Origin of the sequence: Streptomyces sp. 4N124 (genome assembly GCF_052245395.1) — a bacterium.
Classification (GTDB): Bacteria; Actinomycetota; Actinomycetes; order Streptomycetales; family Streptomycetaceae; genus Streptomyces.
The window spans coordinates 63929-77966 of record NZ_JBQQBS010000019.1; the positions used below are offsets into that span (position 1 = coordinate 63929).

The window sequence follows — 14038 nt, forward strand, 5'->3', positions numbered from 1 at the left end:
CCACCAGTGTTTTCGGTGGCGCTTCCTAGGCTGTCCGGCTTCTGCAGAGCGAAACGGGCTCCCGGCGTAAGCAGTACCTACGACTTCAATGTCCGTACCGGAGCCCTTTCCCACATGACGAGCAGCACCGAGACCACCGCCACCACCCCGCAGGTTGCGGTCAACGACATCGGTAACGAGGAAGCCTTCCTCGCCGCGATCGACGAGACGATCAAGTACTTCAACGACGGCGACATCGTCGACGGCGTCATCGTGAAGGTCGACCGGGACGAGGTCCTGCTCGACATCGGTTACAAGACCGAAGGCGTTATCCCGAGCCGCGAGCTCTCCATCAAGCATGACGTCGACCCCAATGAGGTCGTCGCCGTGGGCGATGAGATCGAGGCCCTTGTTCTCCAGAAGGAGGACAAGGAAGGCCGTCTGATCCTGTCCAAGAAGCGCGCTCAGTACGAGCGTGCCTGGGGCACGATCGAGAAGATCAAGGAAGAAGACGGCATCGTCACCGGTACCGTCATCGAGGTCGTCAAGGGTGGTCTCATCCTCGACATCGGCCTCCGTGGCTTCCTGCCGGCCTCCCTCGTCGAGATGCGCCGCGTTCGCGACCTCCAGCCGTACGTGGGCAAGGAGCTCGAGGCCAAGATCATCGAGCTGGACAAGAACCGCAACAACGTGGTCCTGTCCCGCCGTGCCTGGCTGGAGCAGACCCAGTCCGAGGTCCGCCAGACGTTCCTCACGACCCTCCAGAAGGGGCAGGTCCGCTCCGGTGTGGTCTCCTCGATCGTCAACTTCGGTGCTTTCGTGGACCTGGGTGGCGTCGACGGTCTGGTCCACGTCTCCGAGCTGTCCTGGAAGCACATCGACCACCCCTCCGAGGTTGTCGAGGTCGGCCAGGAAGTCACCGTCGAGGTCCTCGACGTCGACATGGACCGCGAGCGTGTCTCCCTGTCGCTGAAGGCGACCCAGGAAGACCCGTGGCAGCAGTTCGCCCGCACCCACCAGATCGGCCAGGTCGTGCCCGGCAAGGTCACGAAGCTGGTTCCGTTCGGTGCGTTCGTCCGCGTGGACGAGGGCATCGAGGGTCTGGTCCACATCTCCGAGCTGGCCGAGCGCCACGTGGAGATCCCGGAGCAGGTCGTCCAGGTCAACGACGAGATCTTCGTCAAGGTCATCGACATCGACCTCGAGCGCCGTCGCATCAGCCTCTCGCTGAAGCAGGCCAACGAGTCCTTCGGTGCCGACCCGGCCTCCGTCGAGTTCGACCCGACGCTGTACGGCATGGCCGCGTCGTACGACGACCAGGGCAACTACATCTACCCCGAGGGCTTCGACCCCGAGACCAACGACTGGCTCGAGGGCTACGAGAAGCAGCGCGAGGAGTGGGAGCGCCAGTACGCCGAGGCGCAGCAGCGCTTCGAGCAGCACCAGCAGCAGGTCATCAAGTCCCGCGAGGCCGACGCCGCTGCCGCGGCCGAGGGCGGCGACACGGCGGGTGCGGCTCCGGCCGCGTCCGGTGGTGGCGGCGGTTCGTACTCCTCCGAGGGCCCGGACAACTCCGGCGCGCTGGCCTCGGACGAGGCGCTTGCCGCGCTGCGGGAGAAGCTGGCGGGTGGGCAGAGCTGAACGCTGGCCCACTGAGGCATAGTGGTTAGTTTGAGGGGCCGTACCTTTCGAGGTACGGCCCCTCAGTCGTATCTGGCACCATCGCCACCTTTGTAGAAACGTGCGGGATACACGAGTAACTGATGGGCCGTAACCGGTCGTTGGGAGGCTCCCCCGATCAATCGTGATCGGAAAAGGGAGCCGATACATGGCGCAGACTCAGCACGCACCCGGCACCAGTCGCCGTGCCTTCCTCCGCAATGTCGGTGTCACCAGCGGCGCGGGCACCATGCTCGCCACCATGGGGGCCCTCGGGCTCGCCCCCACCGCCCAGGCCGCTCGGCGGGAGGAGCCCTTCCGGGCGCTCAGTGCGGGTGACTTCACGCTTACCGGACGTGGTGCCGCGAAGGTCGTCATCGTCGGGGGTGGGATTGCCGGGCTGGCGGCCGCGTACGAACTCGGCAAGGCCGGCTACGACTGTACGGTGCTGGAGGCCAGGGACCGCGCGGGCGGACGTAACTTCACTGTTCGCGGTGGGGACACGACCGTCGACCTCTACGGCAACCGGCAGACCGCGCACTTCGGTGACGGCGAGTACATGAACACCGGGCCCGCGCGCATTCCGCAGTGGATGGTCACCCTCGACTACTGCCGCGAACTCGGCGTGCCCATCGAGGTGTTCACCAACGTCAACGCCGATGCGTATCTCTACAACGAGTCCGCCGGAATGACCAAGCCGATGCGCTATCGCACGGCGAAGGCCGATGTCTACGGCTATGTCTCGGAGTTGCTCGCCAAGGCCACCAACAAGGGTGCTCTCGACAAGGAGTTGACGGCCACCGATCAGGAACGGTTGATCGAGTTCCTGGAGAACTGGGGCGAACTCGGCGACAAGCTGACGTACGAGGGCGGCGAGCGCCGCGGGTACACCACCGTGCCCGCCGCGGCCGGGACCCCCGGTGTGCTGCTCGGGGACATCCCCAGCGCCTCCGAGGTGTTCGCCAGTGGCGTCGGGCGGTACTTCTCCTTCGAGTTCGGGTTCGACCAGGCCATGCTGATGTTCCAGCCGGTCGGCGGCATGGACCGGATTCCCAGGGCGCTGACCAAGGCGATCGGCGCGCATCGGGTGCGTACGGGAGCGGTCGTCTCGAAGATCACCGACACGGGCGGCGGGGTGTCCGTCGCGTATGCGCAAGGCGGGCGTACGAAGGTCGTAGAGGCCGACTTCTGCATCGCCGCCCTGCCGCCCAACATCCTTGCCAAGGTGCCGCACAACCTGGGCTCCGGGGTGCAGTCCGCGCTGAAGGCGATCACGCCGTCGTCGGCGGCGAAGATCGGGCTGGAGTACAAGTCCCGCTGGTGGGAACTGGACCACCACATCTACGGCGGCATCACCGAGACCGACCAGGACGTCAGCCACATCTGGCATCCCTCGTACGGCTTCCACCGCGAACGCGGCATCGTCATCGGCTACTACAACTACGACGACGCCGCGGACGCGTACGCGAAGCTCAGCCCCAAGGAGCGCGAGGCGCGCGCGGTCGCCGCGGGCGTGAAGATCTACGGCGAGAAGTACCGCACCGACCTCGCCTCCTCCTTCTCGCACCACTGGCGGCAGACACCCCACCTGGAGGCCGCCTGGCACGACACGCCCGGCGGCCCCGACGACGTCCGCTACAAGCCGCTGAACGAGCCCACCGGCCGCGTCTACTTCGCCGGCGACTGGCTCAGCTACACCGACGCCTGGCAGCACGGCGCGTTCACGTCCGCCCGGAAAGCCGTAACAGCCCTCCACGCGCGCGTGCTGTCCTCGTGAACCACTGGGGCGGCGGTCGACCCTGCCCAGCAGTGCCGCATGAAAACGCGATGAGACAGGCCTGATCAGGGACACGGGTGGGAATGCCCGTGTCCTGGGCTGTGTTGTGCAGTACGAACACGAGGAGGAGCGGTCACAGTGCTTGATCCGCAGGGTTTGTACGCATGGGAGCCGAAGGGCCTGGCCGTCGTCGACATGGCGCTGGCACAGGAGTCGGCCGGCCTTGTCATGCTCTACCACTTCGACGGTTACATCGACGCGGGCGAAACCGGCGACCAGATCGTCGACCGGCTCCTCGACTCGCTGCCCCACCAGGTCGTCGCCCGCTTCGACCACGACCGGCTCGTTGACTACCGCGCCCGCCGGCCGCTGCTGACCTTCCAGCGCGACCGGTGGACCGACTACGACGTGCCCGGCATCGAGGTGCGGCTCGTCCAGGACGCGACGGGCGCGCCCTTCCTGCTGCTGTCCGGCCCCGAGCCGGACGTGGAGTGGGAGCGCTTCGCCGCGGCCGTGCAGCAGATCGTGGAGCGCCTCGGCGTGCGACTGGCCGTGAACTTCCACGGCATCCCCATGGGCGTCCCGCACACCCGCCCCGTCGGCCTCACCCCGCACGGCAGCCGCACCGACCTGGTCCCGGGACACACCAGCCCGTTCGAGGAGGCACAGGTGCCGGGCAGCGCCGAGGCGCTGCTGGAGTACCGCCTCATGGAAGCCGGACACGAGGTCCTGGGCGTCGCCGCGCACGTACCGCACTACATCGCGCGTTCCCCGTACCCGGACGCCGCGCTGACCGTACTGGAGGCCATCACGGGAGCGACCGGACTGGTCCTCCCCAGCATCGCCCACGCCCTGCGCACGGACGCCTACCGTACGCAGACGGAGATCGACCGGCAGATCCAGGAGGGCGACGAGGAACTGGTCGCCCTCGTCCAGGGCCTGGAGCACCAGTACGACGCCGCCGCGGGCGCCGAGACGCGGGGCAACATGCTCGCCGAACCCATGGACATTCCGTCGGCGGACGAGATCGGGCGGGAGTTCGAGCGCTTCCTGGCGGAGCGGGAGGGCGACACCTGACCGGGTGCCCTGTCAGTGGCAGGCCCTAAGCTGCCGGTCATGCTGAAAGTGGGCCTGACCGGTGGCATCGGCGCCGGCAAGAGCGAGGTGTCACGGCTGCTCGTGGAGCAGGGTGCCGTCCTCATCGACGCGGACCGTATCGCGCGTGAGGTCGTCGCGCCGGGAACTCCCGGACTCGCGGCGGTCGTCGAGGCCTTCGGCACGGAGGTGTTCGCCGCGGACGGCAGCCTGGACCGGCCCAAGCTGGGCTCCATCGTCTTCGCCGACCCCGACAAGCTGGCCGTGCTGAACGGGATCGTGCACCCCCTGGTGGGCGCGCGCTCCCGTGAACTCGAAAGCGCCGCCGCCGAGGACGCCGTGGTGGTCCACGACGTGCCGCTGCTCGCGGAGAACGGCCTCGCGCCGCTGTACGACGTCGTGGTCGTCGTCGACGCGAGCCCCGAGACCCAGCTCGACCGGCTGGTCCGGCTGCGCGGCATGACGGAGCAGGACGCACGCGCGCGTATGGCCGCGCAGGCCACCCGAGAGAAGCGCCTGGAGATCGCGGACATCGTCATCGACAACGACGTACCGTTGGAGGAGCTTCAGGCACGCGTGCGCGAGGTCTGGGCGGATCTCGTCGGACGGGCGCATGCGTCGCGGTAGCCGCCCGGGGAGGGGCCGGGGTCGCCGTCGAGGGGCCAGTGACCCACTACTCGACCGCGGGTGCCTGGTGGCGCCTGCGCAGGTCGCCGGTCTTCGGTGATCGTCGCGACAGGGCGCCGCTCGATGACGACCGCGGAATCGCGGCCCTGTTGCGGGCGTTGAACCCGTTGAGTGAGGGAAGGACTGTGCCGTGCCCGAGACCAGCGGATCGACCGGACGTACTCCGGAGACCCATGTCATCGACTTCCGTGCCGCCGAGCATCTGCTCGCCGCACGGGACCCGCGGGGCGCGGTGAAACTGCTCGACGGAGTGATCGCGGCGCACCCGGAGAACACCGCCGCACGGCTGCTACGCGCGCGTGCCTTCTTCGCCGCCGCGCAACTGCGACCTGCCGAGTTGGAGTTCACCATCGTCCTGGAGCGCGAGCCGGACAACGCGTTCGCGCACTTCGCCCTTGCCCGCACCTATGAGCGTCAGGCGCGGCACGACGAGGCCAAGCGCCACTTCCGGCTCGCGGCCGCCCTGGACCCGAACCCGGAGTACATCAAGGCGGCACGCTTCGACGGGTGAGCGCCCGGCAGTCGGTCATGGGGGCTGCCGGCCCGGCGGGCGCCGCTGGTGCGGTCGGGTCGGGTACTGCTGGTCCGGCGGTCGGTACGGCGGAATGTCGCGGCCCGGCTGATAGTGCGGGCCCTGGCGGATGTGCCGGAGGATCAGCGCGATGTCGACGGTGATCACCAGCCACAGCACCCCGCAGGCGATCGCCCACCCCGGGCGTCCCGCGAGCGCGAAAGCGATCGTGCCGAAGACCGCCCAGACCAGCCCCCACACGCTCAGCCAGAAGCGCGCCCGCAGTGCACTGCGCGCGGTCGCCGGCTCACTGCCCGTACGCATCGGGATCACTACTCCTGTCTGCAACGTACTCCTCGGTACGGACGTTCACCAAAGAGCTCATCAGCTGCCCGAGGAGGGGGAGACCACACCGTGCTGCCGGACACCGACGCGTTGCCCGAGATCCTGCTCGACCTTGCGGTACCCCACGAGGACATCAACGAACTGGTCCGCCTGCGGCGGACACTGACCGCCGACGCCGGGGCGATGCGGCTCATGGAGGAGTGCGCCGAGGCGCTGGTGCGCGACATCGGGGAGATCATCGAGTACGGCGAGGGGCTACAGCTGGGCGAGCGGGTCGCCGAGGCGCCCGCGGTGCTGCGCCGCTACTTCGCCGCGTACGTGCTCGTCGCGGCGCTTCCCCACACACGCGCGTACCACCGCGCACGCGGTATCCCCGCCGACGTCTCCCGACGCACTCTCGCCGACCTCGGGCGGAACATGGCCGTCCACCGCAGACGGCACGGTAGGGGAGGCGTGCAGTCCCCGCAGTGGCTCACCCTTCACTTCCGCGGCGAGCTGTACCAGTTGGGACGGCTCCAGTTCCAACGGGCGCGGCTCTGGCGGCGCGCGGCGTCGGAGCTCGCGTCCGCCGGAATGGACGCGACCGCCGGCACGCCCTGTCTGGACGTCCACATCCCCGAGTTCCTCGGCCCGCTGTCCCCGGACGCCTGCGACTGCTCGGTGGCGCTGGCCCGCGAGTTCTTCGCGGGGTACTACCCCGAGGAGGAGTACCGGGCGGTGATGTGCCACTCCTGGCTGCTGGACCCGCAGTTGAAGCAGTACCTCACCGCCGACTCCAACATCGTCCGGTTCCAGGAGCGGTTCCGGATCGCCCGCCAGGACACCGAGCCCGCCGACACGGAACCGGTCCAGTTCGTGTTCGGGAACCCGGAGTTGCCGGTGGAGAGTCTGCCGCGGCGGACGTCGGTGGAGCGGGCGGTCGGGGATCATCTGCGGGCGGGCGGTCATTGGTACATCGGGCACGGGTGGTTTCCGTTGTGAGCGGGGCCCTTTGAGTGGGCTGTAGCTCGAACGGGTGAACCCCGGCGAGGTGGGAACGGCCGTGCGGATGTGGGCCGTTGGTCGGGCATGGGGCTGAACATGCGAAGCGGACATCAGGGGACGGGACCCGGGGCGATCACCCCGGACGGCTGTGCGGTCGAGCTCTACTCACGGCTGCCTGCCGGGGGAGAGCCGGACATCATCGCCGGGGCCGTCCCGGCGGGCGCGCACATCCTGGAGCTGGGCTGCGGCGTGGGGCGAATGACCCACCCGTTGCTGGAACGCGGCTTCACGGTCACGGCGGTGGACGAATCCGCGGAGATGCTCGACCGCGTCCGCGGGGCCCGCACCATATGCGGCGCGATCGAGGATCTCGACCTCGGCGAGAGATTCGACGTGGTGCTGCTCGCGTCGTTCCTCGTGCACTCCGGTGACGTCGAGGTGCGGCGAGGACTGCTGCGGACCTGCGTCCGGCATCTCGCCGACGGTGGCTGCGTGTTGATCCAGCGGGAGGGAGAGGACTACCACACGGGTCTGCCGCGCGAGCGCGTCGATCCCAGCGGCTTCACCGTGCGGATAGCGTCCTCGGAGCCGGTCGGCGACGGGGTGAACTCGGTGCGCGCGGAGTATGAGTTCCCGGACGCGGTCTGGACCCAGACGTTCCTGGCACGGCCGCTGACGAAGGAGCAGTTCGAGGGGGCGTTGGCGGAGGTGGGGCTGAGGGTGGACAAGTACCTGACGGACGAGCGGATATGGGTGCGGGCGGTTCCCGCCGCCGGGTGAGCCGAGGCGACTGAGAACGGGGCGCCGGACAGCGATGAGTTCTGGAGTGGGTGCCGGTCTACCTCTGTGACAGCAACACGGACCGCTGCACACAGGAGACCCCGATGTCCGAGACCACCGCTTCCGGCAGCACCGCCGCTTCCGCCTCGTCCCGCCCTGTCGTCATCGGCGAGTCCGCGACCGCCCGTGGCCGGCGTGCCCGCATCGCCCTGCGCGGCCTGCAGGTGCTGCTCGCACTCTTCTACGTGATCGCGAGTGCGCTGCCCAAGCTGATCGCGCACCCCACCGCCGCCGAGGGCTTCAACGAGATGGGCTGGGGCAGCACGGGGATGTACGTCATCGGCGCCCTCGAACTGGCCGGAGGCATAGCGCTGTTGATTCCGGTGCTGCAGTCGGTGGCGGCGTTGGCGCTGAGCGGTCTGATGGTGGGCGCGTTCGTCGTCACCCTCACGTACTTCAACGGGGAGAACGCAGCGACCCCGCTGATCCTCATCGTGCCGCTCGCGCTCATCGCCTGGGCTCGGCGAGGGCACAACGCGGAGCTTCTGCGGCTTCTGCGGCTGGAGCGACGACGGGCGTGAGCGAGGGTCGGCCGAGGAGGCCGCTGCTGTGAGGCCGGTGCCTTGTGCAAGGGGCACCGGCCTTCGAGCGGCGTTGTGCCGGGTGTGCTCCAGCGGTGGCCCGGTAGCGGCGGGCGAGTCCGGGACCGCTGCGATCAGCGGCCTTCGGATCGGCCTCCCGAGGGACGGTCTCCCGTGGGACGGCCGCTCAGTCCGCGCAGCGCCCGCAGGCGTTCCAGCTCGCGGCGGTCACGTTTGGTCGGGCGGCCCGTGCCGCGGTCGCGGATGCCGGCGGGAGCGACGGCCTCGCGGGGCGGGGGCGGCGGGCTGTTGTCGACGTAGCACTGGACGGCTACCGGGGCGCCGACCCGCTTCCGGATCAGGATCAGGCGCTTGACGACGACGATCCGCTCCCGGCCTTCGTGCCGCAGGCGGACCTCGTCGCCGACGCGGACGGAGTGGGCGGGCTTGACGCGCTCGCCGTTCACCCGCACGTGGCCGCCCTTGCAGGCGGCGGCGCCCGCCGAGCGGGTCTTGACCAGGCGTACGGACCAGATCCAGCTGTCGATGCGGACGGTCTCGCCGTTCTGCGGACGGGCGGCTTCGGCGGCGGCGTTCGCGGCGGCGGTCTTGGCGTCGGCCGGAACGGCGGCGGGTGTGGGGGCGTCGACGGTGGCGGGTCCCTCGTGCCCCTCCTGCGTGTGCCCGGCCGTGGTCGGGGGCGTGCCCCCTTCGCCGTTCGTCCGGCCGTTCGACTCGTCGTAGTGCATAGCTTCCGAAGCCATGTCTCGACCTTAGTCCTCCGCACCGGATGAATCGGCCGGGATTTCCCAGGGGCGAAGCCACCGCCGGAGGACGGGGAGGCCGGGGAGGACCGGGCGACCCGGGCGTAGGGCTACCGTTGCCCTATGGACGTCCTCGCCGATCTCGACCAGCGGGTCGCGGGCTGTAGGGCCTGCCCGCGGCTGGTCGCCTGGCGTGAGGAGGTGGCCCGTACCAAGCGGGCTGCCTTCGCCGACTGGACGTATTGGGGGCGGCCGGTTCCGGGGTTCGGGCCGGGGGATGCCCGGTTGCTGGTCGTGGGACTGGCGCCTGCCGCGCACGGCGGGAACCGCACGGGACGGATGTTCACGGGTGACCGTTCCGGAGACGTGCTGTATCAGGCGCTGTACGACGTCGGACTGGCGTCGCAGCCCAGCTCCGTGTCGGCGGACGACGGTCTTGAGCTGTACGGCGTGCGCGTCACCTCGCCCGTGCACTGCGCCCCGCCCGAGAACAAGCCCACGCCCGGCGAGCGGGACGCGTGCCGCCCCTGGCTCGTTCAGGAGCTGACGCTGCTGCGGCCGACGGTGCGGGCGGTGGTGGTGCTCGGTGCCTTCGGGTGGCAGGCCACGCTGCCCGCACTCGCCGAGGCCGGGTGGAGCGTGCCGCGGCCGCGCCCCGTCTTCGCGCACGGGGTGAGGGTCCCGCTCGACGGGCTCGACCTCTTCGGTTGCTTTCACGTCAGCCAGCGCAACACCTTCACCGGCCGGCTCACGCCCGCGATGCTGCGGGACGTACTGCGCACGGCGGCCGGGGCGGCGGGCCTGAGTCGCGCAAATTGAGGCGACCTGACCGTCGTAAGGACCTTAGGGTGCCCGGATGGCTCTCTACCCGGAGATCGAACCGTACGACCACGGCATGCTCGACGTCGGTGACGGCAACCGCGTGCACTGGGAGACCTGCGGCAACCCGCACGGCAAGCCCGCGCTGGTGCTGCACGGCGGTCCGGGATCAGGATGTTCGCCGTATCCGCGGCGCCTGTTCGACCCCGCCGTGTATCGGATCGTGCTGCTCGACCAGCGGGGGTGCGGGCGTTCGACGCCGCCGGCGAGCGCGTACGAGACCGACATGAGCGTCAATACGACGGCTCATCTGATCGCCGATCTGGAGCTGTTGCGGCGGGAGTTGGGGATCGGACGGTGGCTGGTGTGGGGCGTGTCATGGGGGTCGGTGCTGGGGCTGCGGTATGCGCAGACGTATCCCGAGGTGGTGTCGGAGCTGGTGCTGACGGGGGTGGCGACCGGAGCGAGCCCCGAAGTGGCCCTGCTGACCAGAGGACTTGGGAAGATCTTTCCGGCGGCGTTCGAGCGGTTCGTCGGTGAACTGCCCGTCGGCGAGAGGGGCGGCAACCTCGCGGCCGCGTACAACCGGCTGCTCGAGTCGCCGGATGCCGAGGTGCGGGCGCGGGCCGCGCGGGCCTGGACCGACTGGGAGACGGCGATCATTCCCGCGCCGCCGCGTTCGGTGCCGCGGTACGAGGATCCGGTGTTCCGTCTGGGCTTCGCCCGCACCGTCACGCACTACTGGGGCAACGACCACTTCCTGGGCGAGGGCAATGACCAGGGCGTCGTACTGCGCGATGCGCACCTGCTCAAGGGCATCCCCGGCACGCTCGTCCAGGGCAGCCTGGACTTCGGCAACCTGCTCGGCATCGTGTGGCGGCTTCATCACGCCTGGCAGGGAAGCGAGTTGGTGATGATCGACGAGGTCGGTCACGACGCGGGGGCGCCGGGGGTGGCCGAGGCGCTGGTGGCGGCGACGGACAAGTACGCGGTCCGCTAGGGAAGTTCGGTTAGGGAAGTTCGGTCTCGCCGAACAGCTGCCGTACCGTCGAGCGGTAGTTGGTCCGCACGTGGGCGAGTGCGTGAGCGCGGGCTCGCTCCGGGTCGCCGGAGGCGATCGCCTCGTACAACTCGCGGTGTTCCACGAGGAGTTGGGGCCACTCCTCGTTCCGCCGGGTCATCCAGCGCAGGCGGCCGGCGACCGGTTCGAGGGCCTGCAGCAGCAGGCTGTTGTCGGCCATCGCCACGATGCGGTCGTGCAGGCGGCTGTTGATGTCGGTGATCGCCTCCGCGTCCCCGGCCTCGGTAGCGGTGGCGGCGCGCTCCAGCAGTTCCTCGACCTCGGCCAGGTCCTGCGGGGTCGCGCGTGCGGCGGCCAGTCCCGCCGCGTACACCTCCAGCGCCTCGCGCAGCTCGAAGAGTTCCTTGACGTCGTTCGGGGTCAGGCGTCGGACGACCGTACGGCGTGGCGTCTCGAAGTGGACGAACCCCTCCGCGACCAGCGCGCGGATCGCCTCGCGGACCGGCACGCGGGAGACGCCGAAACGTTCGGCGAGCTCCCGCTCCACGAGCCGGTCGCCGGGGCGGAGGCGGCCCGCGATGATCTCCTGCCGCAGGTTCACCAGGACGCGCTCGCGAACCGCGCCGATGGGTTCGATCTTCGTCACGGAGCTCATGGAGCCATCTTCGCCGACTCGGGGCGTGTTTTACGGAGCGTTAACAGCAACGACATCGGTCGGAACGGTTGACGGGAGGACTATGTCGGCAGTTTGGTATACCAAACGCGTTGCCAAGCGACCGGAAACAAGCCACTGGAAAGCCTTCCTCCTCCGTCCCCCGTCCATGGAGGCCCCGTGTCCCTCGCCGACCGTGCCGAAGCCACCGGCACAGCAGCGTTCGTCCCCGATCCCCGGCTCACCAACGAAGACCTCGCCCCCGCGGGCAAGCGCAACTGGAAGGTCTTCGACCTCTTCGCCATGTGGATGTCCGACGTCCACAACCTGGGCAACTACACCTTCGCCGCCGGCCTGCTCGTCCTCGGCATGAACGTGTGGCAGGTCTTCACGTCCCTGCTCGTCGGCTTCGTGCTCATCTACATCGGCATGAACTGGATGGGCAAGATCGGCCAGCGCCACGGCGTGCCCTTCCCGGTCGTCAGCCGCATCAGCTTCGGCGTCTGGGGTGCGAACATCCCCGCGCTGATCAGGGCCGTGATCGCCATCATGTGGTACGGCATCCAGACCTACCTGGCCTCCGTCGCGGTCAACGTGATGCTGCTCGCCGCCTGGCCGGGCCTGGAGTCCTGGACCCACAGCTCCTTCCTCGGCCTGGACGCGCTCGGCTGGGTCTCCTTCCTGTCGCTCTGGCTGATCCAGGCGGCGATCATCAGCCGGGGCATGGAGTCGGTGCGGAAGTTCCAGGACTTCTGCGGACCGGCGATCTGGGTGGTGATGATCGCGCTGGCGGTCTGGGTCCTGGCCAAGGCCGGCTGGACCATCTCGCTCACCTCGACGCCGCACCCGGTCTCCGTCGGCGAGCAGTGGCGGCAGTGGTTCGGCGCGATCGGGCTGATCCTCGCCACGTACGGCACCCTGATGCTCAACTTCTGTGACTTCTCCCGCTTCGCGCCGGACTTTCGCACCGTGCGCCGCGGCAACTTCTGGGGTCTGCCGATCAACTCGACCGCCTTCGTGGTCGTGTCCGTGATCGTCACGGCCGGCTCGCTGGAGGTCTTCGGCGAGGCCATCACCGACCCGGCGGAGCTGGTCGCCAAGGTCGGCAACACCTGGGTGCTGGTGCTGGCGGCCCTGACCTTCGCCATCGCCACCATGGGCGTCAACATCGTCGCCAACTTCGTCTCACCGGCGTACGACCTCGCCAACGTCTGGCCGCAGAAGATCACCTTCAAGATCGGCGGCATGATCAGCACGGTGGCCGCGTTGCTGGTGACGCCGTGGAACCTCTTCTCGAACCCGACGGTCGTCCAGTACTTCCTCGGCGGCCTGGGTGCCTTCCTGGGACCCCTCTTCGGCGTGATCATGGTCGACTACTACTGGGTCAAGCGCGGCCGGGTCGATGTCAACGAGCTGTTCGACGCCACGCCCGGCTCGCGCTACTACTACAGGAAGGGCGTCAACCCCAAGGCCCTGTGGGCGTTCCTGCCGGCGGCGGGAGTCGCGGCGGTGCTGGCGCTGGTGAAGACGTTCAGCGATGTGGCGCCGTACTCGTGGTTCATCGGCACCGCGTTGGCGGCGGGGCTCTATGTGCTGCTGTGCCGCAGCGAGCGGGCGGCCACGCCCGCATCCGTTTCCGAGAAGCCCGTGGAGGTCTGAGGAACGTGCGGATCGTCGTCACCAACTGCAACACCACGCAGGAGATGACCGCGGAGATCGTACGAGGTGCCCGGGCCGCCGCAGGCCCGGGCACCACCGTGACCGGGCTGACCCCCGCGTGGGGACCCGAGTCGGCGGAGGGCTGGCTGGACAGCTATCTGTCGGCCGCGGCGGTCATCGACCTGTTGCGTACGTATGAGGGGCCGTCGTACGACGCCGTCGTCATGGCGGGCTTCGGGGAGCACGGGCGGGAAGGCGTCCGGGAGTTGGTGGACGTCCCGGTCGTCGACATCACGGAGGCGGCGGCGCATCTGGCGTGTCTGCTCGGCCGACGGTACGGGGTGGTGACCACGCTGGAACGGTCGTGCGGGCAGATCGAGGACAGCCTGGAGACGGCGGGCGTCGGGCGCAATTGCGCGGTCGTCGTGGGCACGGGGCTGAGCGTCCTCGATCTGGGTGACGAGGCGCGCACGGAGGCGGCGTTCCTGGCGGCGGCCGAGCGGGCGTGCGCTGCCGGCGCGGAGGTTCTCGTGCTGGGGTGCGCCGGAATGACGGGGCTGCAGCGGGCGGTGGGGGAGAAGCTGGGCATTCCCGTTGTCGACGGAGTCGGGGCGGCGGTGAAGCTGGCGGAGTCGCTGGTGGGGCTGGGGCTGATGACGAGCAGGGCGGGGAGTTATGCGAAGCCGGTGCCGAAGAGGAGGGTGTGGGGATCGCCGTCGGGGTGA

15 protein-coding genes are annotated in these 14038 nt (G+C 69.3%); 12 read left to right on the plus strand and 3 right to left on the minus strand.

The features are described from left to right. Positions 1-114: 114 nt before the first annotated feature. The 5 genes from rpsA (at position 115) to ACTWQO_RS20790 (ending at position 5708) form a co-directional block, all read left to right on the plus strand. Positions 115-1620, plus strand: coding sequence for a 30S ribosomal protein S1 (gene rpsA, locus ACTWQO_RS20770; protein ID WP_362945936.1), 1506 nt, complete (start codon positions 115-117; stop codon positions 1618-1620). Between the two features lie 268 nt (positions 1621-1888). Beyond that, positions 1889-3415 (plus strand): flavin monoamine oxidase family protein, encoded by a 1527-nt coding sequence (locus ACTWQO_RS20775; RefSeq protein ID WP_443238887.1) that lies wholly within the window; start codon positions 1889-1891, stop codon positions 3413-3415. Between the two features lie 138 nt (positions 3416-3553). After that, positions 3554-4492 (plus strand): PAC2 family protein, encoded by a 939-nt coding sequence (locus ACTWQO_RS20780; RefSeq protein ID WP_443238811.1) that lies wholly within the window; start codon positions 3554-3556, stop codon positions 4490-4492. A gap of 39 nt (positions 4493-4531) precedes the next feature. Next, the gene (gene coaE, locus ACTWQO_RS20785; RefSeq protein WP_443238812.1) at positions 4532-5137 is read left to right on the plus strand and encodes a dephospho-CoA kinase; all 606 of its coding nucleotides are present in this window, start codon (positions 4532-4534) and stop codon (positions 5135-5137) included. A 190-nt stretch (positions 5138-5327) separates the two neighbouring features. Beyond that, positions 5328-5708 (plus strand): tetratricopeptide repeat protein, encoded by a 381-nt coding sequence (locus ACTWQO_RS20790; protein WP_443238813.1) that lies wholly within the window; start codon positions 5328-5330, stop codon positions 5706-5708. A 15-nt stretch (positions 5709-5723) separates the two neighbouring features. Here the strand turns inward: ACTWQO_RS20790 and ACTWQO_RS20795 are convergent, their stop codons facing one another. Further along, positions 5724-6032, minus strand: a complete 309-nt coding sequence (locus tag ACTWQO_RS20795) for a DUF6343 family protein (protein ID WP_443238814.1) — start codon at positions 6030-6032, stop codon at positions 5724-5726. Positions 6033-6122: 90 nt separating this feature from the next. Between ACTWQO_RS20795 and ACTWQO_RS20800 the strand changes: the two genes are divergently transcribed. The 3 genes from ACTWQO_RS20800 (at position 6123) to ACTWQO_RS20810 (ending at position 8398) form a co-directional block, all read left to right on the plus strand. Next, positions 6123-7034, plus strand: a complete 912-nt coding sequence (locus tag ACTWQO_RS20800) for an acyltransferase domain-containing protein (protein ID WP_443238815.1) — start codon at positions 6123-6125, stop codon at positions 7032-7034. Positions 7035-7133: 99 nt separating this feature from the next. Beyond that, complete coding sequence (locus tag ACTWQO_RS20805; RefSeq protein ID WP_443238816.1) at positions 7134-7817, plus strand: class I SAM-dependent methyltransferase; 684 nt, start codon at positions 7134-7136, stop codon at positions 7815-7817. A gap of 104 nt (positions 7818-7921) precedes the next feature. Continuing rightward, entirely contained in the window at positions 7922-8398 is a 477-nt protein-coding gene (locus ACTWQO_RS20810) for a DoxX family protein (RefSeq protein ID WP_443238817.1), read from the plus strand. 134 nt (positions 8399-8532) lie between these two features. Here the strand turns inward: ACTWQO_RS20810 and ACTWQO_RS20815 are convergent, their stop codons facing one another. Further along, positions 8533-9162: an RNA-binding S4 domain-containing protein gene (locus ACTWQO_RS20815; RefSeq protein WP_443238818.1), complete on the minus strand. Its 630-nt coding sequence runs from the start codon at positions 9160-9162 to the stop codon at positions 8533-8535. Positions 9163-9285: 123 nt separating this feature from the next. Here ACTWQO_RS20815 and ACTWQO_RS20820 point away from each other — a divergent pair, with 123 nt between their 5' ends. After that, positions 9286-9981 carry a uracil-DNA glycosylase gene (locus tag ACTWQO_RS20820; RefSeq protein WP_443238819.1) on the plus strand — a complete coding sequence of 232 codons (696 nt, stop codon included), beginning with the start codon at positions 9286-9288 and terminating at the stop codon, positions 9979-9981. A 37-nt stretch (positions 9982-10018) separates the two neighbouring features. Further along, positions 10019-10981, plus strand: coding sequence for a prolyl aminopeptidase (gene pip, locus ACTWQO_RS20825; RefSeq protein WP_443238820.1), 963 nt, complete (start codon positions 10019-10021; stop codon positions 10979-10981). Positions 10982-10991: 10 nt separating this feature from the next. On the opposite strand, the gene ACTWQO_RS20830 is transcribed toward pip, so the two are convergent. After that, the gene (locus tag ACTWQO_RS20830) at positions 10992-11657 is read right to left on the minus strand and encodes a GntR family transcriptional regulator (protein ID WP_443238821.1); all 666 of its coding nucleotides are present in this window, start codon (positions 11655-11657) and stop codon (positions 10992-10994) included. Positions 11658-11834: 177 nt separating this feature from the next. Here ACTWQO_RS20830 and ACTWQO_RS20835 point away from each other — a divergent pair, with 177 nt between their 5' ends. Both ACTWQO_RS20835 and ACTWQO_RS20840 read left to right on the plus strand, forming a co-directional pair. Continuing rightward, the gene (locus ACTWQO_RS20835; protein WP_443238822.1) at positions 11835-13313 is read left to right on the plus strand and encodes an NCS1 family nucleobase:cation symporter-1; all 1479 of its coding nucleotides are present in this window, start codon (positions 11835-11837) and stop codon (positions 13311-13313) included. A 5-nt stretch (positions 13314-13318) separates the two neighbouring features. Next, positions 13319-14038 carry an aspartate/glutamate racemase family protein gene (locus ACTWQO_RS20840; RefSeq protein ID WP_443238823.1) on the plus strand — a complete coding sequence of 240 codons (720 nt, stop codon included), beginning with the start codon at positions 13319-13321 and terminating at the stop codon, positions 14036-14038.

Excerpts from the sequence above, each read along its gene's own strand:
- rpsA (WP_362945936.1), top strand. The coding sequence starts at position 115 with ATGACGAGCAGCACCGAGACCACCGCCACCACCCCGCAGGTTGCGGTC.
- ACTWQO_RS20775 (WP_443238887.1), top strand. The coding sequence starts at position 1,889 with ATGCTCGCCACCATGGGGGCCCTCGGGCTCGCCCCCACCGCCCAGGCC.
- coaE (WP_443238812.1), top strand. The coding sequence starts at position 4,532 with ATGCTGAAAGTGGGCCTGACCGGTGGCATCGGCGCCGGCAAGAGCGAG.
- ACTWQO_RS20795 (WP_443238814.1), bottom strand. The coding sequence starts at position 6,032 with ATGCGTACGGGCAGTGAGCCGGCGACCGCGCGCAGTGCACTGCGGGCG.
- ACTWQO_RS20805 (WP_443238816.1), top strand. The coding sequence starts at position 7,134 with ATGCGAAGCGGACATCAGGGGACGGGACCCGGGGCGATCACCCCGGAC.
- ACTWQO_RS20810 (WP_443238817.1), top strand. The coding sequence starts at position 7,922 with ATGTCCGAGACCACCGCTTCCGGCAGCACCGCCGCTTCCGCCTCGTCC.
- ACTWQO_RS20815 (WP_443238818.1), bottom strand. The coding sequence starts at position 9,162 with ATGGCTTCGGAAGCTATGCACTACGACGAGTCGAACGGCCGGACGAAC.
- ACTWQO_RS20820 (WP_443238819.1), top strand. The coding sequence starts at position 9,286 with ATGGACGTCCTCGCCGATCTCGACCAGCGGGTCGCGGGCTGTAGGGCC.
- pip (WP_443238820.1), top strand. The coding sequence starts at position 10,019 with ATGGCTCTCTACCCGGAGATCGAACCGTACGACCACGGCATGCTCGAC.
- ACTWQO_RS20830 (WP_443238821.1), bottom strand. The coding sequence starts at position 11,657 with ATGAGCTCCGTGACGAAGATCGAACCCATCGGCGCGGTTCGCGAGCGC.